This is a genomic window from Amycolatopsis sp. NBC_00345 (assembly GCF_036116635.1).
Taxonomy (GTDB): domain Bacteria; phylum Actinomycetota; class Actinomycetes; order Mycobacteriales; family Pseudonocardiaceae; genus Amycolatopsis.
Window position 1 is genome coordinate 9,841,355 of the sequence record NZ_CP107995.1, and the last position, 24,814, is coordinate 9,866,168.

Genomic DNA, 24,814 nt, shown 5'->3' on the forward strand with positions numbered 1-24,814 from the left:
ATGCCGCCGTCGACCGGGATAATGGCGCCCGCCAGGTAGGACCCAGCCCGACTGGCGAGGAACACGGCGATGCCCGCCATGCCGTCGTCGCGGCCAAGCCGGCGTAGAGGGGCCGACCCCGCGATCGCGTAGTTGATCATGCCTTTCGAGCTGGGCGTGGTGTTTGCCGAGGCCGTCTGCGGGGCGACCGCGGCGCGGGTGCCGGCCGGCCATGCGGCGGCCGGCCTGGACAGGGCGGTGTGAGTGAACCAGGCCCGGTAGTCGCGGACCTGGTACTTGTCCAGCCCGGCCTCGCCTTTGGCCTGCTGAAAACACTCCTCGATGGCCCAGCGTGATCCGGCGATCCAGGCCAGGTTCGACAAGGTGGCTCGTCGGGGCCCGAAGCAGATGTAGTAGGCGATCTCGCCGCTCGAGGTGGACCGTCGTCGCGGACACCGGCGATGTCCCAGTCCGCGCGACGCAGCAGCCGCTGCATCCCGTCCGGGGAGACCTCCCCGGCCTGCTCAGCCAGGGTCTATCCGTTCGACCGCGGCAACCCCGCCACCAGCCCGGAGACGTACTCCCGCACCCGGCGCCGCGGCTCAGCCCGCCCAAACCGGAACAACGTCCCCGGACATCACACCTAGGTGCCTGATGCGGTCGTGGCGATGCCGCCGTCTACCGGGATGACGGTGCCCGTGAGGTAGGACCCAGCCCGGCTAGCGAGGAATACGGCGATACCTGCCATGTCGTCGTCGCGGCCAAGCCGGCGCAGAGGGGCCTTCGCCGCGATCGCGTCGCCGATGGCATCGAGCGTGGACGCCATCATCTGCGACGGGAACGGTCCCGGTGCTACCGCGTTCACCGTGACGTGCTGTGGGCCCAGTTCTCTGGCAAGCACTCTGGTGAGTTGATGGAGTCCCGCTTTGCTGCTGGCGTACGAGTAGTTGGGCGACGCGGCGACGTGGATGGCGGCGATACTGCCGATGTTGATGATCCGCGCGGGATCATCGGCGGTGCCCGCCCTGCGAAGTGCGGGGAGCAGCGCCTGCACCAGCCAGAACGGCGACTTGAGGTTGAGATCGATCACTGAGTCCCAGGCCTCGTCCGGGAACGTCTCCAGCGGCTCGCGCCACATCGCTCCCGCGTTGTTGACGAGGATGTCCAGGCGTTCCGAGCCGGCATTGACAAGATCAGCGAGGCGCTGACACTCGTCGTGCCTGGACAGGTCGGCGGGAATTGCTTGAACGTCGCCGAATTCGGACAGTAGACGCTGTGCCTCCGCGCACGTGTCCGCCTTGCGTGAGCTGATAACGACGCGGGCGCCCGCCTGGAGAAGGCCGCGCGCTAGCATCATCCCAATGCCTCTGGTGCCGCCAGTGACAAGGGCGCGCTTCCCACTCAGATCGAAAAGTTCTGTGTGAGTGGTGAATTGGCTGTCCGCCATTGGTCTCTGTCCCTTCTGTCGTGGAAGAATGCGCCGATACGGTCGCGCGGCGGCCGCGGCGCGCCTCCCGTGGATCTGCGGGCGTGCAAAACCAGGTTGACAGGCGTCCTGGACGTCTGGGAGACCCTGGTGATACAGGTACTGTCAGAGCCACCCTTGCCTTACGGATTGACGCGCGCTGCCGCAGTTTCGTCTGCCGCACCAGCGTTTCCGCGGTGACCTTCGTCGGCGCTGCACGTAGCTGACGGTCAAGGGGGCATCGACAGTACCTGTACCAGGAGGACCTTCCCGCCGCCCGCAAGGCGGGCCTAACCTGCGGTGACCGGCTCCGGCTGAACAGCGGGAACAATGGGCCAGATGACCTGTATCGAAGGAGCATTCTCCACTGCAGAAACGCAAACTTGGACAGCACCTCGAAGTTTCAGCCCTGGGACTCGGTTGCATGGGCATGAGCTTCTTCTACGGTTCGCCCCCGGACCCAGCCGAGATGACGAGGCTGCTGCGGGCCGCGGTTGACCGCGGCGTGACTTTCTTCGACACCGCCGAAGTCTATGGCCCTTTTACCAATGAAGAGCTGGTCGGTCAGGCGCTGGCGCCGGTCCGCGACCAGGTGGTGATCGCCACCAAGTTCGGTCTCAAGCACGGAGAGCACGGGCCGACCCCGGCGTCGGGGCTCGATAGCCGGCCCGAGCAGATCCGTCGAGTGACTGAGGCCTCGCTCCGGCGTCTGCAAACGGATTGCATTGACCTTCTTTACCAACACCGCGTCGATCCCGACGTGCCCATCGAAGAAGTAGCAGGCACGGTCAAGGAGCTGATCACCGAAGGTAAGGTCAAGCACTTCGGCTTATCGGAGGCCGGTGCGACGACGATCGGCCGCGCCCACCGCGTGCAGCCTGTGACGGCGCTGCAAAGCGAATACTCGCTCTGGACGCGAGACCACGAAGCCGAGATCATTCCGACCTTGGAGAAGCTGGGCATCGGTCTGGTGCCATACAGCCCGCTGGGCAAGGGCTATCTGACCGGCACAATCGACTCCCGTACATAGCTGGCCGAGAACGACCTCCGCCGCATGCTGCCCCGCTTCACTCCTGAAGCACGGCAGGCCAATCAAACACTGGTCGACTTGCTGCGACAGATTGCCGACGACAAGGGAGCCACGCCAGCCCAGATCGCTCTCGCCTGGGTGCTGGCGCAGAAGCCGTGGTTCGTGCCGATCCCCGGCACAACCAAACTACATCGCTTGGAAGAGAACCTGGGAGCGCTCGATGTCGAATTGACGTCCGGCGACCTGCAACGCATCGAGGCGGCCGCGGCCCAAATCCAGGGTGAGCGCGTCCCCGAGCAGTTGAAGTCTCTGTTCGGCCGCTAAGCCCCGGCTCATGGAGGAACAGCAGGCCGAGCAGTCCGGGCCGCGTCCGCAACCGTCCGATGTGGACGAATACTACAGTGGCCGGACCACCTTCCGGGAGGATTCCTGGTGAGCTGGCGAACGATCTGCGCGTTCGCGGCCGGCGCGCTGCTGCTCGCCGGCCGCGGCGGCGACAACAAGCCGAGTACCGCGCCCCCGTCGAACGACTGGCAGAAGGCGGATCCGTGCGCACTGCTCACCGACGCGGAGGCGGCGACGCTGCTGGGCGTCGCGCAGGTGACGCATGCGCGGGAAGACCTGGCCGGCATCGGCCCCGGCTGCACGTGGAAGGCGACCGGGGCCGACGCGAGCGTCGGTGTGCTGCTGAACCAGCCGGCCAACCAGGACCGGGATGTGCAGCACGCCAAGCGGCGGGTGGATGTCGCGGGCAAGCCCGGCTATGTCCAGGCGGACGACGGGAACTACCGCCTGATCTACGTCGACGGAGGGCCGGCGTGGATCCAGTTCAGTGGCCGGTCGGCGAAGAAGGACGTGCCGAAGACCTACGAGTGCGACCGGTCCGTCCCGCTGCCGGCGAAGATGGTCAGGACGCTCGGCTGGTGATCAGGAACAGCGCCAGGCGTACGGGTGGTAGGTCCGGTCGGCGTCCATGCGCGCCCCGGCCACCGTGCCGTCGTCGCCGATCCGGGACGGGATGTCGAGCGTGATGTCGCCGAAGTTCGACACCCATGCGCCCTGCCGCCACACACCGTAGCCGGTGCCGTTGAGGTCGTTGCCGCCGTGTGCCTCGTCGATCCGGCCGGTGATCAGGCCGTCCCGATTGATGTCGAACTGCGGGTTGCCGTTGGACAGGTTGTAGCTCGAGTTGGGCAGCACGTGCGCGGCGCCCTGCTGGTCCCAGTAGACGCCGGCCTTCTTGTCGTCGTACGTGGCGTAGCCGACCACGCGCCCGTTGGAGAACGCCGTGCCGCCGGGAAAGCGCAGGCCCGGCAGCGTGCCGAGCCGGGTGATCGTGCCGGCCCGCCAGACCGCGAGACCGGAGTCGCGCAGCAGCAGCACCGAGCCGTCCTCGTCGACCGCCTGGGGCGAGGTGGGGTCCGGAGCCAGACCGGGGAGTGTGGTGACGGTGCCCGGTTGTGCGGCAGGCCAGCGCACCACCGTGGTCAGGCCGCTGCTGTCGCCCCAGACGTAGCCGGTGATGTCGCCCGCGTCGTTGATGCCGAGCGCGGCGGCCTTGGTGTTGTTCCCCAGCTTCGGCAGCTCCTCCAGCACGCCGCCCCGAGAGCGGAACGCCGTGCTCACGGAGACTCCCGAGACGCTGACCCGTGCGGTGCCGACGATCGTGCCCGCGCGGTTCTCGTCGGCCACCTCGTAGCCGGGCAGGTTGCCGATCCCGGGGAGGACGGAGTACGCGCCGTTCTTCCAAACGATCGGCCGCAGGCCGTCGGCGGTGCTGGCGACGCCGGCGAAGCCGCTCTGGTGGTCGGTCGCGGTCGGCAGCCCGCTCTGGCCCGGCACGGGAAGTGCCGTCGGACGCCAGGTGCAGGCCGCCGCGGCGGACGCGGTCGAGGTCGGGACGAGCAAGGCCGCCGCGAGCAGCAATGCGCCACCTAGTAACCGGTATCTGTGCACGTTTCCCTCCAATGGTGGTGAACGCGACCAAGGATCGCGTTCACCGCCATTGGAGGGGGCGATGATAGGGGTGCTTTCGCATGATCAGGGGGTTACCGCCCGCATGCGAACGAAGAATGGAAGGGAGAGTCCCTGTACGTGCCGAGAAATGCATCTGTGCGGGTCAAGAGCCGTCGGCGGGTGACCGCTTGCGGCTCGGCGCTGTGTTGCAGCTACTGTCGATGACCGACCGCGAGAGGGACGTCGAGATCCTCGCCCTGCGCCATCAACTGACCATCTTGCAGCGACAGCTCGGTGGCCAGTGCCCGCGACTTCGGCCCGAGGACAGGATGTTCCTCTCGATGTTGCTGGTGCCGCTGTCGCGCGCGGTGTTGCGTCGGCTCCGGCTTGTGGTCAGCCCGGACACGGTGCTGCCGGTGGCATCGCGACCTGCGGCCTAGAACCCCGCCTGGGGCTGCCGGCGCATCCACGGCGAACTTGCCCTGCTCGGTATCAAGGTCGCTCCCTCGACCGTGTGGGAGATCCGTCGCCGCCGCCGCGACCGCGGTCGCCACCGCGCCGGACGCGCACGCGGGCCACACCTACTGGCTGACCGGACCCGACCTGATCACCTACACCGACATCGCGAAACAACTGTCCGCCGCGCTGGGCCACGAGATCGAGCACCGCCGGATTCTCCCTGACGAGCATCGGGTCGCGATGGTCCGGGCCGGTGTGCCCGAGGCGGTGGCGACCTCGAACGCCCAGGCGTTCGGGCTGATCGCCGAGGGCGACGCGGCCTGGCTGACCGGCGACGTGGCGACCCTCACCGGCACCGCGCCGCGTAGTCTGCATACCTTCGTCACCCAGCACGCCGCGGCCTTCGCCTGAACCGCGGCAGCGGCAGTGAGATCCACCAATCCTGGGAGTGACATGACATCCGGGTTTCTCACCGGCCCGTCGCAGGCGTTCGGGCCGGAGCTGATCAGGCAACTGCTCGCCCGTGGTGACCGAGTCGCGTCCATTACCGATCAACCCGAAGACGTGGATGGCTGCGGCGAATCCAGTTGGCGGGGCACGTATCGTCTCGACGCCACGACGCTTCTCACCGATGAGCAAGGCCAGGCGATCTACAGCGCAAGCGCGGATCATTGAACGACTCGATCACCTCGGTAGGCGCCCACGGATAGTCACTGCCGAACAGAATGTGCCCAGGGGCAGCGAACGCCAGTAGGCTCGGCAACGCGTAGGGGCCACCCTGGATGTCCACACAAGACAAGCTCGGCGTCCGGCACATCCGGCCGGCAAACCGCGCCGACCGGTGCGGCACGGCGTCGCACGACCACGCCTCAGGCCACAGAGCCAACCAGTCTTTCGTCGGCACGGTGCCGCCGCCGGCGAAACCCAACCACAGGAGATTCATTGGCATCCCCAGTGCCGACCAAACACATGGCGAGCCGCGGCCCCGTATTCCCGCGACCGGTCGGACTCCCGCCGGCTGATCCTTTCGGCCACTGGTGACCGTGCTGCCGGCTGGTAGTCAAGATCATCTACAGGCAGCCGGCGTCGGGCGTCGGGATCTCGAACGCATTGAGGAGCGCGGACGTCGCCAGGTAAATCCCGATGAGGTGCACCATGTCGATGACGCCCCGCTGTCCGAACACCTCCAGCGTCCGCCCGTATGTTTCGTCGGTGACCGTGCGCGCACGCACCAGTTCGTCGGTGAAGCGATGCGCTGCGAGTTCGGCCACCGAGAAGTCGTCGTTCGGCGCATGGTTGAGCACACCGTCGATCACCGGCCCGGCCGTGCCGACATGCCGAGCGACTGCCGTGTGGGCGTAGAGTTCGTAGCCTGCCTGCCAGGCCACTCCGACCGTCAGGATCACGACCTCGCGCACGGTGGCCGGCAGCGATGATCCGACTTGGTCGGCCTTGACCCACTCGTTGAAACCCCTGGCTGGTTGCGGCCGGTGGACCAAGACGTTCCACGGCCCGATCAAATACCCGTCATCGGTGGTCGGCGTGAAACCCGCCTGCTGTGCCCATGGCACCGCGAACAGGTGCAACTGCTCGGCAACCGCTCGCTGCTCCTGGTCCAGCGTGCCCGCTTCCGCGAGCGGTAACCGCCCGCCCCAGCGCCGGTCGTCGGTCGGTGGATGCACTGTCATTGGTGTCTCCCTAACATGCACGATCGTTTCACCGCTGATGATGGCGGCCAGTATTTTCCAACGTGAGCCGCTAACTCGATCACGGTGGCGTCGGCGGTGCCGAACGCGATTCTGTCTTGCCTGGCTTGATGTCGAGATTGCTCAACGCCTGGTGGTATTCCGTACTCGCGGCGGAAGGCGGCGTCTAACGCGAATGCTGTCGAGTCGCCGACCTGACCGGCGATCATCGCCACTCGTGCGTTGGTTCCGCAGCAGGCGACCGGGCCTGAGCTTTCAGTCCGTAGTTCGACCTACTACACCTCGTCACCTGGACGTCGGCATACGCACGGCTTCAGAGCACGGAGATCAGCGCGTCGGCCACGATCTCTGGCCGGGTCAGCAGTGTCATGTGATTGCCCGGCACGACCACCGGATCGACGCCGAGCCGTGCCGCGAACTCGGCTCCGGGCCGGGCCAGGGCGAAGTCGTCAGCGCACAGCACATACGCTGCGTCGAGCCCTATCTTCGTGACCGGGGGAAGATCCAGGCTGTCGAGCATGTATCCGCCTGGCTGCGGCACCAGCATCCGGCTGACGAGTTCCTGGAGTGGAGCGGAGTCTCCTGCCATCAGGCCGCCCTGGACGGCGTCGAGACCGATCGAGATGGTCGAATCGGGGCTGGCCGCGACGGCCTGCCGGATGATCTCGCCGTACTGCCCGTTCTCGTCAGCCATCGACTTGTCCTGCTCGGGGACCACCGCACTGTGGTAGATCACCTTCGTTACGCGGCTGGCCAGGCGGTGGGCAGCGGCGGTGGCGGGGTAGCCTCCCCAGCTATGGCATGCGAGGACGACATCGGTGAGATCGCGCCGCTCGACTTCGCTGACTAGGTAGTCGATGGCGTCAGCAAGCCTGAGCCCGGCGGGAGACCCGTCATAAGACAGCCCGGGGAGAGTAGGCGTGATGACCTGGTAGCCGCGGTCGGCGAGCAACCGGGCTACCGGCTGCCAACTCCAGCCTCCTAGCCATGCTCCGGGAACCAGAACGAATGTTTGTGCAGGCTTGTCGTCCGTCACGTTAGCTCTCATTTCTCCCGATGGGATCCTCGGGAAGTCGCGCCTGAGTCCATCACCCAAATTATCCAGATGGCATCTTGTGTCCACAACGGACACCAATGTGACTACATACTCCGGCGGACGACGGACCTCGAAGGCGCCGACACCGGACCTCGCGTGAGAACCCGCGGTGCGCCTGACCAGTAGTAACGATCTGCATTGCGTCTGGGCACAGCTTCGGGAGTTCTGGAACTGGTCGGGTCGATCAGTCTGGTGCTGTGATCCATTTGAGGCTGAGTTGCCAAGCTGTGGCGCGGGTGGCGGGGTCGTAGGAGATGCTGGGGGTACGCGTTTCCTGGTCACGCACGTAGTAGCGGCCGGACGCGGTGGCGAGGCCCGGGTCGGTGGCCAGGCGCAGCGCTGCCGAGGCGCCCTGCTCGGGGGTCAGCAGCCGTCGGTGGATCAGCGAGCGGAACGGTGCGAGCCCGGTGGGCAGGATGTCGTCGACGATGCTGGTGCTCACGATTCCCGGGTGCACGGCGTTCACGGTCACGCCTTCGTCTCGCCACCGGTCGGCGAATTCGTAGCCGCAGATGGTGGTCAGCAGTTTGGCTCTGGCGTAGGCGGCGAACGGGGCAAACCCTGTGGCCGGATTGAGTTCGCGCACGTCGGCGACGCCGCTGAGGTCGAGCGGAACCGGACGCGGGCGGCCGAACAGCGGCGGGCGGATGTTGGACATCGCCGCCGAGACGATGTTGACCACACGGGCCGGAGGGTCTGCGCGGATGCGGTCACGCAGGAGGTAGGTAAGGCTGAACCCGGCGAGGTGGTTGACCGCCAGATGCGCTTCGACGCCGTCGACGGTCAGCCATCGGTGCCGGTAATGCGCACCGGCATTGTTGATGAGTATGTGCAGGGCATCGTGTCGCGCCGCGAACTCGGCGGCGAGCCGGCGCAGGTCGGTGCGGGACGCGAGATCTCCGGTCTGCACCTCTACCCGGTCTGCACCCACATCGGTCGCGATTCGGCGGCGCAGCGCTTCTCCTCGCTCGTAGTCCCTGCTGGTGGTAACGACGTGAGCGCCGGCCCGGGCCAATTCGGTCGTGATGACCCGGCCCATCCCTCCGGTACCTCCGGTGACCAGCGCGATACGGCCACGCAGGTCGATGGGGACGTCGGCGGCGCTCATGCGGCGATTCGCAGGGCTTGGTGGCAACGCACACTGCGCTCCTCGACGGCCTTGACCGTCGCGTCCAGCATCTCGGCTGGGGGGAGCGCGTGGACGCCCTCCACGACAACGTTCTTTCCTGCAGGACCCCGCGGTTCGGCCATGGTGAACCTCCCTGTTCTTCCTTGTTTTTCGCGGCGTGTTTCAGGTGACGTCGTGGCTCAGCCCTGGATCTGCGGCGACGAGACGCCGCTGGTCACCGGTGCCGTGCTGCATGTGGACGGCGGCTCCTGGCGGCGTGATTGCCGGGCGCGGGAGTGCGGCCCGCGGCGGCAGGGAGCGCGGGACGGACGCGGTCGGCGCCGAGGAGCTTGACGGATTTGGCACCGACCGCACGGGAACAGATCGCGAGCGAGGTCACTACCGCGGCGTCAGGCGAATGACCGGCAGTTCGCGATCCGTTTTCTCCTGGTACTGGGCGAACCGGGGTGCTGCCGCGGTGATCCGCTTCCACGCCGCCTCGCGCTCCGGCCCGCGCAATTGCTGGGGCGCGACGGCGACCGTGCGGCCATCGACCTGCGCCCGGACCTTGTCCGGGTGCGCGCCGATGTTGTAATACCAGCCGGGATTGCCCGCCGCGCCATTCGCGGAGGCCACGATCAGCCAGCCTCCATCCCCGTCGGGGAAGTAGCCGACCGGCGTTGTGCGCTCGGTACCGGTCTTGGCGCCGGTGGTCGTCAGCACCAGCGCTCTGAAGCCCATGAAACTGCCGCCCTTACGGCGTAGCCGTCGCTCGGCCAGTTTGTTGAACGCGCGGACGAACCGTCCCGCGGGAACCTTGCCGCCGCGCGTGCCCGCGCGTGTGTCGAAGCTCATCAGGACTCCTCAAAGCCATGGGCCGGGTCGCTGGGTGGGTCAGCCGCGGATCGCGGTGGCTTCGCGGGTGAACTGGCGGTGGCCGATCAGTTTGTAGGCCAACCGGGCCGGTGCCGGTATGACCTGGAGGAACCGCTGGCGTTCCGCGTCATCGGTTTCCTCGGTGATGTGGCCGAGAATGACCAGCCGCCGCGTGAGGGGAATCGCGCTCATGCCGTGCTTGCCGAGCGCGTCCCATTCCTTCTGGGTCAGCGTGACCGAGACGATCGGGAGCAGTTTCTGCTCCTCCTCAGCCAAATGATCGATCAGTGTCGGCATCGTGGCGTCGATCAGGGCGGCCATTCGCTCGCCGGTCGCGGCGTCCGCGGTGGCTGTCCAGGCCGGCAGTTCCTTGCCGAGGGCCGCGACGGCGTGGTCGACCTGGGCGTGCTGCGCGTCCATCCGGTCCATCAGCTCCGGGTCGAGCGTGGCTCGCTCGCGCAGCAGGGGAAAGAGCAGCTCGTCCTCGCCGGTGTGGTGTGTGTGGAGGAAGTCCAGCATCTCCCGGGCATGCGCGCCGATGACCTTGGATCGCGTCCGGTCACCGGCCGCGGCGCGGAACAGTCGGGGGAGCTGACCGAACTCGCGCCGCAGGACGCGGTGCATCAGCACCATCTCGTGGGTATCGACGCCGGGTCCGGAGGTGCTCACCGCGACTCCCCGGCGGCAACGGCGTTCCGGACGGCTTCGTGTGCGGTGGTCGCCGGCCGGCCGATGAGCTTCACCAGGTCTTCACTGGCGGTGAACAGTTCTCCGCGAGCCAGACCGGCATCGGCATCGGCGACGGCGGCGGCCATCTCCGGAGGTAGCCCGGCGCCCGTCAAGGTCGCGGTGTAGTCGGCGACCGGCATGTCCTGGTAGGCGATGGGGGTGCCCAGGACGTCGCTGATCGTGGCGGCGAGTTCGGTCAGGGTGAACGGTGTTCCGCCCAGCTCGTAGGTCGCTCCGAGGTGCCCGTCCTGCGTCAGCACCGCGACTGCGGCCGCGGCCAGGTCAGCCCGGCTGACCGCGCTGACCCGTCCGTCGTGCGCGCTGCCCAGCAGCGCGTGGTACTGAGTGATCATCGGGAGCTGGTCGGTGTAGTTCTCCAGATACCAGCCGTTGCGCAGGATGACGAACGCGGTGCCGCTGGCGCGCAGGTAGTCCTCGGTGCGGCGGTGTTCGGCGGCGAGGGTCATCTGCGCGGTCGAGGCGTTGACGATGCTGGTGTACACGATTCGGGAGACACTCGCCCGGGCCGCCGCGTCGATGGCGTTGCGCGCGTTGTCGAACCGCTCCCCGACCGTCGTCGTCGAGACCAGCACCATGGCTTCGGCGCCCGCGAATGCCTCGTCGAGAGTGGCTGGGTCGGCGAAGTCCGCGCGCCGCACCACGACCCCGCTCTGCGCGAGGCCGGCGAGTTTGCCGACGTCCCGGCCGGTGGCCACGATCTGCGCGGGCGGTGTTCCGGTGGCGAGGAGCTGGTCGACGACGAGCCGGCCGAGGTGGCCTGATGCTCCGGTGATGACAGTGAACATGGTGTTTCCCTTCGGTAGGGGATGCGGCTCTGATGCGGTGGCAGCGCGGGTCCGCGGGCGGTGCGGTGGCGGGTCCAACTCGTCTGGACACCGTGGCTACCACTCAGCCATTGCCTGACGTTCGTCAGGATCATTGATGAATGTAGTCAATGATACTGACGATGTCAAGACGGAGTCGAAGCCTGCCGGCGCCCCGCTGGCCCAGCGGCCCGGGATGGGCGGGGACCGGGAGCGACTGGGAGTCGGGAGAGGACGGCTGGGGCCGGGTTTTAGCGCGCGTAGGGGTCGGTGATCTCGCGGAGCTGCTCCAGGATCTGGTGCAACAACGCGAAGTTGCGGGTGCCCAGGTAGGCCTGCCACTCCGCGAGGATCTCGTCCCGCGTCGCCATGGCCACCTCGACCGCCCGCCGGCCACGTTGCTCGATCACGATCAACCGGGCGCGGCCGTCCGTGGGGTCGGGGACCCGGTGGACATAGCCAAGGCGCTCCAGTTGGTCAACCAGCACGCCGGCGCTCTGCTTGCTCATTTGTGCCTGGTCAGCGAGGTCCGTGAGGCGCGAACCGTCCGGATTGACGCGTTGAAACACTCGGCACTGGGCGAGGGTCCAGTCGTCGAACCCGGCATCCTGGAGGGTCCGGAAAATCCGGTCCTCCATGTACCGGTACGGGATGAACAACGCCACCCCTAGATCAACCCGCTGCTCGTCATCCACGCCGCCCAGTTCCATCCGGTTCCATCGCCCCCTGATCCCGCGAGGTCCACACCCTATGTCAACGCCGCCGGGCCGGATCGCTGCGGACCAGGTCTTGACGGCGCGTGCATGGCGGCGCTCGCTGTGTCCCGCGCGCTGCCTGTCCCTCGGCGAGGTTGCAACAGTCGCTGTTGTCATTGGTGCCAATGTACGACTACTGTAGTAAACATACCTGACTAGATTGTGTAGTGGCTCCGGTGGGGAACGGGTGGCCAGGGACTGTGCGCATCCAGCGTCACATCCAGAGTCATATCCAGCGAAAGACAGAGAGAGAACGTGGGTAGCGCGATGACATCGACATCAAGCCTGGCGGGCAAGCGGGCCCTGGTCACCGGAGGCACCAGCGGAATCGGCGCCGCGATCGTGCGACGGCTCGCCTCCCAGGGAGCCACCGTCGCGGTCAACTATCGATCCGATCGGGCCGCCGCTGACGCACTCGTCGGCGAACTGTGCGACAACGGGTGTGCCGCATCGGCTTTCTCGGCCGACGTCAGTGACGCGGCGCAGGCCCACGAGCTGGTCGGCGCGGTGGTAGCCGAGTTCGGCGGCCTGGACCTGCTGGTCAGCAACGCCGGGGTCGAGCACTTCGGAGCACTGGAAACCATCACCCAGGCCGACTTCGATCACCTCTTCCGGACCAATGTGGCCGGACAACTGTTCGTCACCCAGGCTGCGGTCGCCGCGATGGCCGACGGCGGCCGGATCGTGCTCAGCTCCTCAGTCAGCACACGCCTGGCCGTGCACCACCACGCCCTCTACGCGGCGAGCAAAGCCGCCATCCCGGCCATGGTGCGCAATCTGGCTCCCGAACTGGCCGAGCGGAACATCGCCATCAACGCGATCGCCCCCGGCGCCACCGCCACCCGCATGGCCAGCTACGCCCCCCACTACGTCCACCCTGCGCTCACCGACGTCCCGTTCCCCGCCCTCCTCCGCTCGATGAGCGCACTCGGCCGGCTCGGCCAACCTGAGGAAATCGCCGCCACGGTCGCGTTTCTGCTCTCCGCGGACGCGTCCTACATCACCGGCACCACCATCGAAGCCGACGGCGGCTGGAACTGACACTCCGGCGCATCGAACTTGGTCATCACCAGCACACCCACCGCCACCAGCATCAACAAGGAGAAGCAATGGCAGAACAGGACCTCGCGGGGCGCACCGCACTCGTGACCGGTTCGACCAGCGGGATCGGCGAGGCTACGGCGAAGCAACTCGCTGAGCACGGGGCGCACGTGATCGTGGTCGGCCGTCGCCGGGATCTCGGAGACGGTGTCGTCGCCGCGATCCGCGCGGCCGGCGGCAAGGCCGATTACGTGCGCGCCGAACTCGGCGACGCGGCGTCGGCACGCGAGTTAGCCCAACGAGCACTGGAGATTTCCGGAGGCCAGGTGGACATCCTGGTCAACAATGCGGGGACGGCGGTGTTCGGCCCGACGGCGGAGACGCTGGAGGAGAACTGGGACACGACGTTCAACACGAACCTCAAGGGTCACTTCTTCCTCGTCGGGGAGCTCGCGCCGAAGATGGCCGCGCGCGGCAAGGGCGTGATAGTCAACACCTCGACCATGGTTGGCCAGTTCGCCGCCCCGGGCATGGCGGTCTACGGCGCGACCAAGGCCGGACTGAACCTGCTCACCAAATCCTGGGCTGCGGAGTTCGGCCCGGCCGGGGTCCGAGTCAACGCGGTTAGCCCGGGAACTACCCGCACCCAGAAGGTCGTCGGCGTCATGGGCGACGGGCTCGACGAGCTCGGAAAGCAGGCACCGCTGGGCTATGTGGCTGACGCCGACGAGATCGCCAACGCCATCGTGTTCCTGACCACGGACAAGGCCAGCTACATCACGGGCGCGATCCTCAACGTCGACGGCGGCCGCACCGCAATCTGACCGCAGCCGGCCTCCGGACGGAGGGTGCACCACCCTGGAGGCTGGCCGAGTCTCGCGAACCCTCCCGGAGTGGGTGGCGGATAACGCTTCCGCTGCGCTGAGTGCAGGGGAAGCGTTATCCGCCACACCGAGCCAGCCCGCCGATCTCACCAAGGCTGGCCGACGTGGGAACCTGGCAAGAGGGGCCGGGTGTTCACCGGGTCGCGCAGTGCCTGTCACAGCTGTGTTGCCGTGCGGATCAGCCCGGCGAGAGCGAGGGAGCGGCTGTGCGCGGGCCAGGCGATGTGAGTGACGACCGCAGGTGCGTCGGTCACGGGGACTGCAGCACGTCCTGTGCAACAGGATCCCTGCTCCGGCACGGTCGAGCCGTTCTATATAACGAAACCGACTCAATCCGGCGTCGCGTGTCCAAAATACGTCGGTGGAGCTAAGGGGACTCGAACCCCTGACCCCCTCACTGCCAGTGAGGTGCGCTACCAGCTGCGCCATAGCCCCGAGGCGAAGGTGAACTCCGTATCTCGTGTGGCCATACGTTACACCCCGTCCCCGCCCTCGCCTCAGGGGGGTGGTGATCAGTGACCGCTGGACCGTTCGGGCAGGTCACCTGCACGTTCATGACTTATTTTAATACCTGTATTGATTCTCCGTGTGGTCTCGGTTACATTTTCCACGGTTGTGACGCCGAGGTCCCCGCCCGCTACGCCGCGTCTCCATTTCTGGGTACAGCCTTGCCGTTTCCTGCTCGCTGAACGCCGCGGTGCGGCGGAGGAGGTTCCGATGAGCCGACGGTCACGGAGAGTGGCTACGTTGCTGCTGTCCGCCTTCACCCTGGTGGTGGGGTATCTGACAGTGGTGGCGGCGCCAGCGGCGCAGGCCGCGATCGAGCCGGGGCAGTGGTACACCGTCAGCTCCGTGAACAGCGGGAAGTGCGTTGACGCGCGGGCCGCGGCCAGTGTGAACGCCACCGCGGTCCAGCAGTACTCGTGCAATCAGGCGGCGTCGCAGCAGTGGCAGCTCCAGGCCACCAGTGACGGGTACTACCGCGTGAACACCCGGAACAACGCCGCGCAGGCCTGGGACGTCACGAACGTCTCGAAGGCCGACGGCGGGCTGGTGCAGCTCTGGTCCTACTCCAACGGGGCGAACCAGCAGTGGCTGCCCGCCCAGGAGGCCTCCGGCGCCTACCACTTCGTGAACCGCAACAGCGGCAAGTGCCTTGACGTGCCGAGTGCCTCGATGGCGGACAGCGTGCAGCTTCAGCAGTACGCCTGTAACGGCACCAATGCCCAATCGTTCACAATTACCCCCGTGGGTGGCACTACTCCTCCGAGCTCGGGGCAGCCGGACCTCGGGCCGAACGTCGTCGTCTTCGACCCTTCGATGGACAGCGCGACGATCCAGAGCAAGCTGAACAGCATCTTCAGCCAGCAGGAGAAAAACCAGTTCGGCAGTCAGCGGTACGCGGTGATGTTCAAGCCGGGTACCTACTCCAACGACGTCAACGTCGGCTTCTACACGCAGGTGCTGGGCCTCGGCCTGTCGCCGGACGCGGTGACGATCAACGGCGCCGTGCACGTCGAGGCCGACTGGTTCCCGCCGCAGAACGCGACGCAGAACTTCTGGCGCGGCGCCGAGAACCTGTCGGTGAACCCGACCGGCGGCGCCGACCGCTGGGCCGTGTCGCAGGCGGCGCCGTACCGCCGCATGCACCTGCGCGGCGACCTGCAGCTCGACGACGGCGGCTGGGCCAGCGGCGGCTGGATCTCCGACTCGAAGATCGACGGCCAGGTCCGCTCCGGCTCGCAGCAGCAGTGGATCTCGCGTGACTCGCAGTTCGGCAGCTGGAACGGCTCGAACTGGAACATGGTGTTCGTCGGTGTCGACGGCGCCCCCGCCAACACCTTCCCGTCCCCGCCGTACACCACGGTCGGGCAGGCGCCGGTGGTCCGCGAGAAGCCGTTCCTCTACATCGACGACGCCGGCAACTACCAGGTGTTCGTCCCGTCGGTGCGCACCAACACCTCGGGCACCAGCTGGGCGAACGGCGCCGCGCCGGGCAGTTCCCTGCCGATCGACCAGTTCTACATCGCGAAGCCGGGCGCGACCGCGGCCGACCTGAACGCGGCGCTGGCGGCGGGCAAGAACCTGCTGATCACGCCCGGTGTCTACCACCTGAACCAGACCCTGCACGTGACCCGGCCGGACACCGTGGTGCTCGGCCTCGGCATCGCCACCCTGGTGCCGGACAACGGCATCACCGCGATGAACGTCGACGACGTCAACGGCGCCAAGATCGCCGGCCTGCTGATCGACGCGGGCACGACGAACTCGAACACGCTGATGCAGGTCGGCGCCGCCGGCTCGAACGCCGACCACTCGGCCGACCCGACCTCGCTGCACGACGTGTTCTTCCGCATCGGCGGCCCCGCCGTCGGCAAGGCGACCACCAGCCTGGTGGTGAACAGCAACAACGTGATCGGCGACCACATGTGGATCTGGCGCGCCGACCACGCGGCGGACAACAGCTACGTCGGCTGGAACACCAACACGGCTGACAACGGGCTGACGGTCAACGGCAACAACGTCACCATGTACGGCCTGTTCGTCGAGCACTACCAGAAGACCCAGGTCGTCTGGAACGGCAACGGCGGGCGGACGTACTTCTTCCAGAACGAGATGCCCTACGACGTGCCGGACCAGGCCGGCTGGATGAACGGGTCCACGCAGGGCTACTCCGCGTACCAGGTGGGCCCGAACGTGACCAGTCACGAGGCGTGGGGGCTGGGCAGCTACTGCTTCTTCAACACCAACCCCTCGGTCGCCAGCGCGCACGCGTTCGAGGCGCCGAACACCCCGGGCGTGCGGTTCCACGACATGGTGACGGTCTCCCTGAACCACCAGGGCACCATCACGCACGTGATCAACTCCTCGGGCGCGACCACGCCCGACGGCACGAAGCCGGTCAACCTGGTGAGCTACCCGTAGCCACCTCCCCGGACAACCGGTGCACGCCGTGGTGGCGGCCGCGGCGTGCACCGGTCCCCACCCCGTCGCGGGCCGGAACCGGTCCGTCGAGGTCAACGGCGCCCTCTTCGGACTCACCGCCGGACCACACGCCGTAGGCTGGGTGCCGTGAGCCAGCCGATCCTGATGACCGTCGACGACGACCCCGCTGTGTCGCGGTCGGTCGCCCGTGACCTGCGTCGCCGCTACGGCAAGGACTACCGCGTCATCCGCGCCGATTCGGGGGCCGACGCCCTCGACGCGCTGCGTGAGATCAAGCTACGCGGCGACGCCGTCGCGGCCATCCTCGCCGACTACCGCATGCCCCACATGGACGGCATCGTCTTCCTCGAGAAGGCGATGGACCTGTTCCCCAACGCCCGCCGCGCCCTGCTGACGGCCTACGCCGACACCGACGCGGCCATCCAGGCCATCAATGTGGTCGACGTCGACCACTACCTGCTCAAGCCGTGGGATCCCCCGGAGGAGAAGCTCTACCCGGTCATCGACTCCCTGGTGGAGACGTGGCTCGCGGTCGGCGACCGGCCCGTCGAGGAGACGAAGCTGATCGGCCACCGCTACTCGGCGCCGTCGTTCAAGGTGCGCGACTTCCTCGCCCGCAACGCCGTGCCGTACCGCTGGTACTCGGTGGACGACGACGAGGGCGGCCGGATCCTGAAGGCCGCCGAGGCGTGCGAGACGGACATCCCGGTGGTCGTCACCCCGGACGGCACCGTGCTCAAGCAGCCCACCGGCGGGGAGATCGCCGACGCGGTCGGTTTGTCGACCCGGCCCGCGCAGGAGTTCTACGACCTGGTCGTGGTCGGCGGCGGCCCGGCCGGGCTCGGCGCCGCCGTGTACGGCGCGTCGGAAGGCCTGCGCACCGTGCTGGTGGAGAAGAAGGCCACCGGCGGACAGGCCGGCACCAGCTCCCGCATCGAGAACTACCTCGGCTTCCCCGACGGCGTCTCCGGCGCCCAGCTGACCGACCGCGCGCGGCGGCAGGCCCAGAAGTTCGGCGCCGAGGTGCTCACCGCCCGCGACGTCGTGGGCCTGGAGGCCCGTGGCTCGAGCCGCGTGGTGACCTTCGGCGACGGTTCGGAGATCGCCGCGCACTCGGTGATCCTCGCCAGCGGCGTCACCTACCGGGCGCTGGAGGCCGAGGGCATCGAGGAGCTCACCGGCCGCGGCGTCTACTACGGCTCGGCCGCCACGGAGGCGCCCGAGTGCAAGGGCGAGCACATCTACATCGTCGGCGGCGCGAACTCCGCCGGCCAGGCCGCCGTGTTCTTCTCGCGCCACGCCGCGGACGTGACGATCCTGGTGCGCGGCGCCTCGCTGGAGGCGTCGATGTCGCACTACCTCATCGAGCAGCTCGCGGCCATCGAGAACGTCCACGTCCGCACGCACACCACCGTCGTCAAGGCACAAGGCTCGGAGCACCTCGAGTCGTTGACGCTATGCGAGAACGGCGTGACCGAGACGGTCGAGACCGGTCACCTGTTCGTCTTCATCGGCGCCGCGCCGCGCACCGAATGGCTCGGCGACACGATCCAGCGCGACGGGCACGGCTTCGTCCGCACGGGCCCGGACCTGGTCGCCGAAGGGCGCTACCCGGCCGGCTGGTCGCTCGACCGCGACCCGCACTACCTGGAGTCGTCCGTGCCCGGCGTGTTCGTGGCCGGCGACGTCCGTTCGCAGTCGGTGAAACGCGTGGCCTCCGCCGTCGGCGAGGGCGCCATGGCGGTCACCCTGGTCCACCGTTACCTGGAGGAGCAGTGAGTACTCCGGCACTGCCGCGTGAGGAATTGCGCAGCCTGTTCCTGTTCGAGCACCTGTCCGACGAGCAGCTCGACTGGATCGACGACCACGCCAAGGTCGAGCGCCACGAGAGCGGCGACGTGGTGATCCGCGAGGGCGACCCCGCCACGTGCTTCTACGTCCTGCTCGGCGGCGCGGTGCGGATGACGCGCCTGGTCAGCGGCGTCGAGGTCGAGATGAAGCGTTCCGACCAGCGCGGTTCCTATTGCGGCGCAACACAGTTCTTCGTGCACCAGGAGACCGAGCACTCCTACGGCGCCTCGGTGCACGCGGTCAGCGACGTCGCGTTCCTGACGCTGCCCGCGGCCGAGTTCGCGGTCCAGTTCCGCGGCTGGTTCCCGATGGCCGCGCACCTGCTGGAGGGCATGTACGTCGGCTGGCGCAACACCGACACGGTGATCTCGTCGCGACGGCGGCTGCTGGCGCTCGGCGAGCTGTCAGCGGGGCTGACCCACGAGCTGAACAACCCGGCCGCGGCCGCCGTGCGCGCCACCGCGTCGCTGCGCGAGCGGGTCGCCGGGATGCGCCACAAGCTGGCGCTGCTGGCGAAGAAGGACATCGACCCGGAGCTGCTGGAGCTGCTGCTCGACGTCCAGGAACGGCTGGTCAAGCAGGTCTCCGACGCGCCGAAGCTCACCGCGATGCAGCAGTCCGACCTCGAGGACGAGATCGGCGACTGGTTCGACGAGCACGACATCGACCAGGGCTGGGACCTCGCCAGCATCTTCGTCAGCGCGGGCCTGACCGCCGGCAGCCTGGACGGCGTCCTGGAGTCCGTCGGCGAGGGCCTGCTCGACGGCGCGGTGCGGTGGCTGGCGTACGCGCTGGAGACCGAGATGCTGATGGGTGAGATCGAGGACTCGACCACGCGTATCTCGGCGCTCGTCGGCGCGGCGAAGCAGTACTCGCAGATGGACCGCGCGCCGCACCAGTGGGTCGACGTCCACGAAGGACTCGACTCCACGCTGGTGATGATGTCCGGCAAGATCGGCCAGGGAATCCGTGTGGTCAAGGAGTACGACCACAGCATCGCCAGGGTGCCGGCGTACGCGGCCGAGCTGAACCAGGTGTGGACCAACATCATCGACAACGCGCTGGGCGCCATGGCGGGCGAGGGCACCCTGACCCTGCGCACGTGGCAGGTCGACAAGCAGGTGCGCGTCGAGATCGGCGACACCGGCCCTGGCATCTCCGAAGACATCCGGCAGCGGATCTTCGAGCCGTTCTTCACGACCAAGGGCGTGGGCGAGGGCACCGGCCTCGGGCTCGACATCTCGTGGCGCATCGTCGTCGAGCGGCATTCCGGCGACATCAAGGTGGAATCCGCCCCCGGCGACACGCGGTTCGAGATTTGCCTTCCGGTGGAAGAACAAGCCTCACTCTGACCGGCCCTTCCCGTTCACCGACCGTTCATCACGAAATCCTCTTGCCGCGCGTCAAAAGAGTCGCGGGGGCTGAAGGATTCGTGGTGTTCGATCGGGGGATCTGGGGAAGGTGGCACGTTTACTGTGCTGGTCGAGACAAAGCGCCGGTTGTCCATCGGACTGGCCGTGGTGCTGGTGCTGGGGGTCGTGGCCGCGATCGTCTGGGGGCGCTCGGACAGCTCGTCCGGCGGTGACCTGACCGTCGTGCGCGGGGTGATCGGGTCGGAGAAGCAGGCCTTCTTCACCGACGCGCGCGTGGTGGACGCATTCGCCAAGCACGGGCTGAAAGTCGAGGTCGACACCGCGGGCTCGCGCCAGATCGCGACCACCGTGGACCTCTCGAAGTACGGGTTCGCCTTCCCGTCGTCGTCACCAGCCGCGCAGAAGATCCAGCGCGACCGCAAGGTGACCACGGTGTACACGCCGTTCCAGTCGCCGATGGCGATCGCGACGTTCGAGCCGATCGTGGCGCTGCTGAGCGCGAACGGCGTGGTGCACAAGGGCGCCGGCGACTACCAGGTGCTCGACGTGGCGAAGTACCTCCAGCTCACGCAGGCGGGCACGCGCTGGGACCAGCTGCCGGGCAACACGGCGTACCCGGTGCGCAAGAACGTGCTCGTCACCACCACCGACCCGCGTGAGTCCAACTCCGCGGCGATGTACCTGTCGATCGTGTCGTTCGTGGCCAACGGAAACACCGTGGTCAGCAGCCCCGATCAGGAGGCGAAGGTGCTGCCGCAGGTCGCGAAGCTGTTCCTGGACCAGGGGTACACGCAGAACAGCACCGACGGCCCGTTCGAGGACTACCTGTCCGCGGGCATGGGCAAGACGCCGCTGGCGCTGATCTACGAGTCGCAGTACGTCGACCGGCTGGTGCGCGCCGACGGGTCCATCCGGCCGGACATGCGGATGCTCTACACGGCGCCGACCGTGTACTCGAAGCACACGCTGGTTCCGTTGTCCCCCAGCGGAGACCAGGTCGGCCAGCTGCTCTCGACCGATCCCGAGCTCGGCGGGCTCGCGGCGACGTTCGGCTTCCGCACCACGAACCCGAAGCTGTTCACCGACGTCGTCGCGAAGGCGAAGGCACCCGTGCCGGCGGACCTCGTCGACAGCGTCGAGCCGCCGTCGTTCGAGACGCTGGAACGGATGCTCGACGCGATCCAGAACCAGTACTGATGGAGGATTTCACCCTGACCGCGCCTGAAGCGGTCGAAGCCGTGCCCGTCGAACGCGCCGCCGGCCTGATCGCCCTCGGTGACGACCGGCGGGCCGAAATCTCCGCTCGCGCCGCCGGGTTCGCGACCCGGCTGGAGGCGCTGGACGTCCACTCGCCGGAGTTCACCACGCTGCTCGACGAGCTGCTCGCCGTCGGGGAGGCGGACATGCGGGCGGCGGCCGCGGTCGCCGGGACGATGCTGGACCGCTCGGCCCGGACGTTGGAGACGGCTGCCTCACCCCAGGAACAGGTGACGACCAGCCTCGCGGACCTGCGCCGCACGGTGGCCGAGCTGGATCCGGCGAAGCTGCCGCTGACCGGGCGCAAGCTGCTCGGCCTGTTCCCCGCCGCGGCCGGCGCCAAGCGCGCGCTCGACCGTTACCGCGCGGCCAACGAGCCGGTGAACGCGCTGGTCGGGGACCTGCGCACCCGCCAGGACGGGCTGCGCCGGGACAACGCCGTGCTCAAGGGCGAGCGGGAGCGCTTGTGGGCCGCGCTCGGCAAGCTGGCGGAGGCAGCCGCGTTCGCGGAGGCCGTCGACACCGCGGTCGAACGGCAGGCGGGGGTGTTCGACCTGACGGATCCCCTGCGCGCCAACGCTTTGCGCGCCGACGTCCTGTACCCGATCCGGCAGCGGCACCAGGACGTCCTCACACAGCTCGCGGTGAGTGCGCAGGGCTATCTCGCGCTGGACCTGGTGCGGCGCACCAACGACGAGCTGATCCGCGGCGTCGAGCGGGCCGTGTCCACGACGGTTTCGGCACTGCGTGTCGCGTTGCTGGTGAGCTCCGCGCTGGCCGGGCAACGAGACGTGCTCGACGAGGTCGCCGCGCTGCAGTCCACCACCGAGGGACTGCTGCGCGGGAACGCCATGCTGCTGGAGTCACAGAGCGCGGAGATCCGCCGGGCGGCGAGCTCACCCGCCGTCGCGGTCGACACGCTGCGTGACTCATTCGACCGGATCTACGCCGCCATGGACGCGATCGACGGCTTCAAGGCCGAGGCGGTGCGGACCATGGCGTCCACTGTGGAGTCTCTGACGGGGGAGCTGCACCGGGCGGAAGACCGGCTGCGCCGCAGCCACGAGGGGGAGCTGTGAAGAAACTGGTCGTGCTGGTACTCGTGGCGCTGCTGGCGCTGGCCGGGTGCTCGTCGACGGCGGATCCGTCGGAGCCCGCGGGCCCGCCCGAGCCGGGCACGCTGCGGGTGCTCGCGGGCAGTGAGCTGGCGGACCTGCAGCCGGTGCTCGACGAGGCGGCGAAGGCGACCGGCGTCAAGGTCAAGCTCACTTTCACCGGCACGCTCGAGGGCACCCAGTCACTGGCGAACGGCAGCCTGGACGGCCGCTACGACGCCGTGTGGTTCTCCTCGAACCGTTACCCCGCAGGCATTCCCGAGGCGGCGAAACGGCTCGGGAACCAGGTCAAGATCATGAGCTCGCCCGTGGTGCTGGGGCTGGCCCGCTCGGCCGCGCAACGGCTGGGCTGGGACTCGCGGCCGGTCAGCTGGGGCGAGATCGCCGCGGCGGCGGGCCGGAAGGCGTTCAGCTACGGCATGACGGACCCCTCGGCGTCCAACTCGGGCTTCTCCGCGCTGGTCGGCGTCGCGTCCGCGCTGGCGGGTTCCGGCACGGCCGTCGACGCGCAGCAGATCACCGCGGTGACGCCGCAGCTCACGCAGTTCTTCAGCGCGCAAGCGATGTCCGCCGGCTCGTCGGGCTGGCTGTCGGACGCCTACCAGCGGCGCGCGACCGGGCAGGACCCCGGGCAGAAGGTGGACGGGCTGATCAACTACGAGTCGGTGCTGCTGTCGATGAACGCCGCGGGCAAGCTCCCCGAGCCGATGAAGCTGATCTACCCCAGCGACGGCGTTGTCACCGCCGACTACCCGCTCACGCTGCTGACCAGCGCCGGCGACGACGCGCACGGGGCGCACCAGCGGCTCACCGACTACCTGCGCACGCCGGACGCCCAGCGCCGCATCATGGACACCACCCAGCGGCGGCCCGTGGTGCCGGGCGTCGCGCTCGGGCCGCAGTTCGTGCCCCGGGACCTGGTGGAGCTGCCGTTCCCGGCCACGCAGCCTGCCGTCGACGCGCTGCTTTCGGCCTACTTCAACAAGATCCGCCGCCCGTCGCGCACGTTGTACCTGCTCGACACGTCGGGCTCGATGGAGGGCGACCGGATCGAAGCGCTGCGCTCGGCGCTGGTCGGCTTGACCGGCGCGGACCGCTCGCTCGTGGGCCGGTACCGGCAGTTCCGCAGCCGGGAGGAGGTGACGATGCTGCCGTTCAACACCGGGCCGGAGCCGCCGCGGACGTTCACCGTGCCGGAGCAGGCGCCGGAGGCGGAGCTGGCGAGGATCAAGGCGTTCGCCGAAGGACTGCAGGCCCGCGGGGGCACGGCGATCTACGACAGCCTCGAACGCGCGTACCAGGTGATGGAACCGTTGGCGGCCAAGGATCCGGACCGGTTCACGTCGATCGTGCTGATGACCGACGGCGAGAACGAGAACGGGGGCGACCTCGCGTCGTTCCGGTCCGCGTTCGGCTCGCTGCCCGCCGCGATGCGCCAGGTGCCGGTGTTCACGGTGCTGTTCGGGGAGGGCAGCGGCGACGAGCTCACGCAGGTCGCGACCATGACCGGGGGCAAGGTTTTTGATGCCAGGAACACGCAGTTGTCCAGTGTGTTCCAGGAGATTCGCGGTTATCAGTGAGTCGGTCGCGGCGGGCTGGTTCTCGGTCTGGTTCTGGGTCTGGTTCTGGGGCTGGGGCTCGGTTTTGGCGTTGGCTCGGGTCGGCGAAGAATCTGGCCGGCTGCGTTGGTGGCCTGGTCGGGCTCGTGTTGTACCTGACGGGGATTGCCGGGGCGATCTGGCCGCTGGTGGTGGTCGTGCTGTACGCGGCGGGCGCGTTGCTCGCGCCGCCGGAGCGGGTGCGGCTGGTCGCCGACCCGGCGGCGGAGGCGGCCGAGCTGCGGACGTCGCTGAACGCGCTGGTGCAGACGGTTTCGGTGCACGCCAACCGGATGCCGGAGTCCGCAGTGGACAGTGTCCGGCACGTCGCGGAGGTGCTCACTGACCTGCTCGGCCACGCCATTGTGGACACCGGGCTCCGGCATCGGGTGCTGCTGCTGGCGCGGACGGACCTGCCGCTGTCCGTGGAGGGTTACCTGAACCTGCCGCGCTGGTTCGCCGCGCGACGTCCGGCCGCGGCGGCGGAGTTGCTTGCCCAGCTCGACTTGCTGACCGGGCAGGCGGACCGGCTGGCGGAGCAGGTCTACGCCACGGAGGTCAACCGGCAGGCGGACCACACCCGGTACCTGCGGGATCGGGACCAGGACTGAGGTTTCGGTCCCTTCTCGGCTTTCTTCCGGCTGGCTCGGGTCTTTCTGAGCTGATCCTTTGTGGGCCGGCCCGGCCCGGCCCGCTCCGCCCGATCGTGTGACTGACGTTCGAACCTTTGTTCGAGTATCGTCGGTCTGGTGGAAGAGCTCCACGG

22 protein-coding genes, 1 tRNA gene and 4 pseudogenes are annotated in these 24,814 nt (G+C 68.1%); 14 read left to right on the forward strand and 13 right to left on the reverse strand.

All coding sequences use genetic code 11. From position 1 onward, the window contains the following. Window positions 1-11: 11 nt before the first annotated feature. The 4 genes and pseudogenes from OG943_RS48585 to OG943_RS45000 all read right to left on the reverse strand — a co-directional run. Window positions 12-158: pseudogene (locus tag OG943_RS48585) on the reverse strand (3-oxoacyl-ACP reductase); the annotation flags it as partial. A 36-nt stretch (window positions 159-194) separates the two neighbouring features. Continuing rightward, window positions 195-410 (reverse strand): annotated as a pseudogene (locus tag OG943_RS48590) (IS701 family transposase); the annotation flags it as partial. 11 nt (window positions 411-421) lie between these two features. Then, window positions 422-604: pseudogene (locus tag OG943_RS48595) on the reverse strand (IS701 family transposase); the annotation flags it as partial. A gap of 18 nt (window positions 605-622) precedes the next feature. Then, window positions 623-1,426: an SDR family oxidoreductase gene (locus tag OG943_RS45000; RefSeq protein WP_328606973.1), complete on the reverse strand. Its 804-nt coding sequence runs from the start codon at window positions 1,424-1,426 to the stop codon at window positions 623-625. Between the two features lie 385 nt (window positions 1,427-1,811). On the opposite strand from OG943_RS45000, the pseudogene OG943_RS45005 reads away from it, so the two are divergent. Together OG943_RS45005 and OG943_RS45010 are read left to right on the forward strand one after the other, a co-directional pair. Then, a pseudogene (locus OG943_RS45005) lies at window positions 1,812-2,798 on the forward strand (aldo/keto reductase). A 108-nt stretch (window positions 2,799-2,906) separates the two neighbouring features. Continuing rightward, window positions 2,907-3,401 carry a DUF3558 family protein gene (locus tag OG943_RS45010; RefSeq protein WP_328606974.1) on the forward strand — a complete coding sequence of 165 codons (495 nt, stop codon included), beginning with the start codon at window positions 2,907-2,909 and terminating at the stop codon, window positions 3,399-3,401. On the opposite strand, the gene OG943_RS45015 is transcribed toward OG943_RS45010, so the two are convergent. Continuing rightward, window positions 3,402-4,400, reverse strand: a complete 999-nt coding sequence (locus tag OG943_RS45015) for a hypothetical protein (RefSeq protein ID WP_328606975.1) — start codon at window positions 4,398-4,400, stop codon at window positions 3,402-3,404. 251 nt (window positions 4,401-4,651) lie between these two features. On the opposite strand from OG943_RS45015, the gene OG943_RS45020 reads away from it, so the two are divergent. Genes OG943_RS45020 through OG943_RS45030 form a run of 3 tightly spaced genes read left to right on the forward strand, consistent with a single transcriptional unit; the run spans window position 4,652 to window position 5,564 of the window. Then, on the forward strand, window positions 4,652-4,870 hold the full coding sequence (locus tag OG943_RS45020; protein WP_328606976.1) for a hypothetical protein: 219 nt from the start codon (window positions 4,652-4,654) through the stop codon (window positions 4,868-4,870). A gap of 37 nt (window positions 4,871-4,907) precedes the next feature. Then, window positions 4,908-5,300 carry a hypothetical protein gene (locus OG943_RS45025; protein ID WP_328606977.1) on the forward strand — a complete coding sequence of 131 codons (393 nt, stop codon included), beginning with the start codon at window positions 4,908-4,910 and terminating at the stop codon, window positions 5,298-5,300. Between the two features lie 42 nt (window positions 5,301-5,342). Beyond that, entirely contained in the window at window positions 5,343-5,564 is a 222-nt protein-coding gene (locus OG943_RS45030; protein ID WP_328606978.1) for a hypothetical protein, read from the forward strand. Between the two features lie 395 nt (window positions 5,565-5,959). On the opposite strand, the gene OG943_RS45035 is transcribed toward OG943_RS45030, so the two are convergent. The 7 genes from OG943_RS45035 to OG943_RS45065 all read right to left on the reverse strand — a co-directional run bounded on the left by OG943_RS45035 (window position 5,960) and on the right by OG943_RS45065 (window position 11,938). Further along, window positions 5,960-6,577 carry a carboxymuconolactone decarboxylase family protein gene (locus OG943_RS45035; protein ID WP_328606979.1) on the reverse strand — a complete coding sequence of 206 codons (618 nt, stop codon included), beginning with the start codon at window positions 6,575-6,577 and terminating at the stop codon, window positions 5,960-5,962. A 331-nt stretch (window positions 6,578-6,908) separates the two neighbouring features. After that, window positions 6,909-7,631: an alpha/beta fold hydrolase gene (locus tag OG943_RS45040; protein ID WP_328606980.1), complete on the reverse strand. Its 723-nt coding sequence runs from the start codon at window positions 7,629-7,631 to the stop codon at window positions 6,909-6,911. Window positions 7,632-7,875: 244 nt separating this feature from the next. Beyond that, complete coding sequence (locus OG943_RS45045) at window positions 7,876-8,799, reverse strand: SDR family NAD(P)-dependent oxidoreductase (RefSeq protein ID WP_328606981.1); 924 nt, start codon at window positions 8,797-8,799, stop codon at window positions 7,876-7,878. 399 nt (window positions 8,800-9,198) lie between these two features. After that, window positions 9,199-9,654, reverse strand: a complete 456-nt coding sequence (locus OG943_RS45050) for a nitroreductase/quinone reductase family protein (RefSeq protein ID WP_328606982.1) — start codon at window positions 9,652-9,654, stop codon at window positions 9,199-9,201. A 39-nt stretch (window positions 9,655-9,693) separates the two neighbouring features. Then, window positions 9,694-10,344 carry a hemerythrin domain-containing protein gene (locus OG943_RS45055; RefSeq protein ID WP_328606983.1) on the reverse strand — a complete coding sequence of 217 codons (651 nt, stop codon included), beginning with the start codon at window positions 10,342-10,344 and terminating at the stop codon, window positions 9,694-9,696. Further along, window positions 10,341-11,210 (reverse strand): NAD(P)H-binding protein, encoded by an 870-nt coding sequence (locus OG943_RS45060; RefSeq protein WP_328606984.1) that lies wholly within the window; start codon window positions 11,208-11,210, stop codon window positions 10,341-10,343. Before OG943_RS45060 ends, OG943_RS45055 begins: the two co-directional genes overlap by 4 nt. A gap of 269 nt (window positions 11,211-11,479) precedes the next feature. Then, complete coding sequence (locus OG943_RS45065; RefSeq protein ID WP_328606985.1) at window positions 11,480-11,938, reverse strand: MarR family winged helix-turn-helix transcriptional regulator; 459 nt, start codon at window positions 11,936-11,938, stop codon at window positions 11,480-11,482. 312 nt (window positions 11,939-12,250) lie between these two features. Between OG943_RS45065 and OG943_RS45070 the strand changes: the two genes are divergently transcribed. Then, window positions 12,251-13,024 (forward strand): SDR family NAD(P)-dependent oxidoreductase, encoded by a 774-nt coding sequence (locus OG943_RS45070; protein WP_328606986.1) that lies wholly within the window; start codon window positions 12,251-12,253, stop codon window positions 13,022-13,024. A gap of 68 nt (window positions 13,025-13,092) precedes the next feature. Then, complete coding sequence (locus OG943_RS45075; RefSeq protein WP_328606987.1) at window positions 13,093-13,848, forward strand: SDR family NAD(P)-dependent oxidoreductase; 756 nt, start codon at window positions 13,093-13,095, stop codon at window positions 13,846-13,848. A gap of 422 nt (window positions 13,849-14,270) precedes the next feature. Here the strand turns inward: OG943_RS45075 and OG943_RS45080 are convergent. Further along, a tRNA-Ala gene (locus tag OG943_RS45080) sits at window positions 14,271-14,343 on the reverse strand. A 282-nt stretch (window positions 14,344-14,625) separates the two neighbouring features. Here OG943_RS45080 and OG943_RS45085 point away from each other — a divergent pair. From OG943_RS45085 to OG943_RS45115, 7 genes are all read left to right on the forward strand, one after another. Then, complete coding sequence (locus OG943_RS45085) at window positions 14,626-16,833, forward strand: RICIN domain-containing protein (protein ID WP_328606988.1); 2,208 nt, start codon at window positions 14,626-14,628, stop codon at window positions 16,831-16,833. 147 nt (window positions 16,834-16,980) lie between these two features. Then, the gene (locus tag OG943_RS45090; RefSeq protein WP_328606989.1) at window positions 16,981-18,633 is read left to right on the forward strand and encodes an FAD-dependent oxidoreductase; all 1,653 of its coding nucleotides are present in this window, start codon (window positions 16,981-16,983) and stop codon (window positions 18,631-18,633) included. After that, entirely contained in the window at window positions 18,630-20,057 is a 1,428-nt protein-coding gene (locus OG943_RS45095) for an ATP-binding protein (protein WP_328606990.1), read from the forward strand. Before OG943_RS45090 ends, OG943_RS45095 begins: the two co-directional genes overlap by 4 nt. A gap of 123 nt (window positions 20,058-20,180) precedes the next feature. After that, window positions 20,181-21,275, forward strand: a complete 1,095-nt coding sequence (locus tag OG943_RS45100; RefSeq protein WP_328606991.1) for a hypothetical protein — start codon at window positions 20,181-20,183, stop codon at window positions 21,273-21,275. Next, a complete protein-coding gene (locus OG943_RS45105; protein WP_328606992.1) occupies window positions 21,275-22,414 on the forward strand; it encodes a toxic anion resistance protein in 1,140 nt (379 codons plus the stop codon). Before OG943_RS45100 ends, OG943_RS45105 begins: the two co-directional genes overlap by 1 nt. Next, entirely contained in the window at window positions 22,411-24,030 is a 1,620-nt protein-coding gene (locus OG943_RS45110) for a substrate-binding domain-containing protein (protein WP_328606993.1), read from the forward strand. Before OG943_RS45105 ends, OG943_RS45110 begins: the two co-directional genes overlap by 4 nt. Window positions 24,031-24,155: 125 nt before the next feature. Then, entirely contained in the window at window positions 24,156-24,659 is a 504-nt protein-coding gene (locus OG943_RS45115; RefSeq protein WP_328606994.1) for a hypothetical protein, read from the forward strand. The last annotated feature ends 155 nt before the right edge of the window (window positions 24,660-24,814 follow it).

Excerpts from the sequence above, each read along its gene's own strand:
- OG943_RS45000 (WP_328606973.1), bottom strand. The coding sequence starts at position 1,426 with ATGGCGGACAGCCAATTCACCACTCACACAGAACTTTTCGATCTGAGT.
- OG943_RS45020 (WP_328606976.1), top strand. The coding sequence starts at position 4,652 with ATGACCGACCGCGAGAGGGACGTCGAGATCCTCGCCCTGCGCCATCAA.
- OG943_RS45030 (WP_328606978.1), top strand. The coding sequence starts at position 5,343 with ATGACATCCGGGTTTCTCACCGGCCCGTCGCAGGCGTTCGGGCCGGAG.
- OG943_RS45035 (WP_328606979.1), bottom strand. The coding sequence starts at position 6,577 with ATGACAGTGCATCCACCGACCGACGACCGGCGCTGGGGCGGGCGGTTA.
- OG943_RS45045 (WP_328606981.1), bottom strand. The coding sequence starts at position 8,799 with ATGAGCGCCGCCGACGTCCCCATCGACCTGCGTGGCCGTATCGCGCTG.
- OG943_RS45050 (WP_328606982.1), bottom strand. The coding sequence starts at position 9,654 with ATGAGCTTCGACACACGCGCGGGCACGCGCGGCGGCAAGGTTCCCGCG.
- OG943_RS45060 (WP_328606984.1), bottom strand. The coding sequence starts at position 11,210 with ATGTTCACTGTCATCACCGGAGCATCAGGCCACCTCGGCCGGCTCGTC.
- OG943_RS45065 (WP_328606985.1), bottom strand. The coding sequence starts at position 11,938 with ATGGAACTGGGCGGCGTGGATGACGAGCAGCGGGTTGATCTAGGGGTG.
- OG943_RS45070 (WP_328606986.1), top strand. The coding sequence starts at position 12,251 with ATGACATCGACATCAAGCCTGGCGGGCAAGCGGGCCCTGGTCACCGGA.
- OG943_RS45075 (WP_328606987.1), top strand. The coding sequence starts at position 13,093 with ATGGCAGAACAGGACCTCGCGGGGCGCACCGCACTCGTGACCGGTTCG.
- OG943_RS45085 (WP_328606988.1), top strand. The coding sequence starts at position 14,626 with ATGAGCCGACGGTCACGGAGAGTGGCTACGTTGCTGCTGTCCGCCTTC.
- OG943_RS45105 (WP_328606992.1), top strand. The coding sequence starts at position 21,275 with ATGGAGGATTTCACCCTGACCGCGCCTGAAGCGGTCGAAGCCGTGCCC.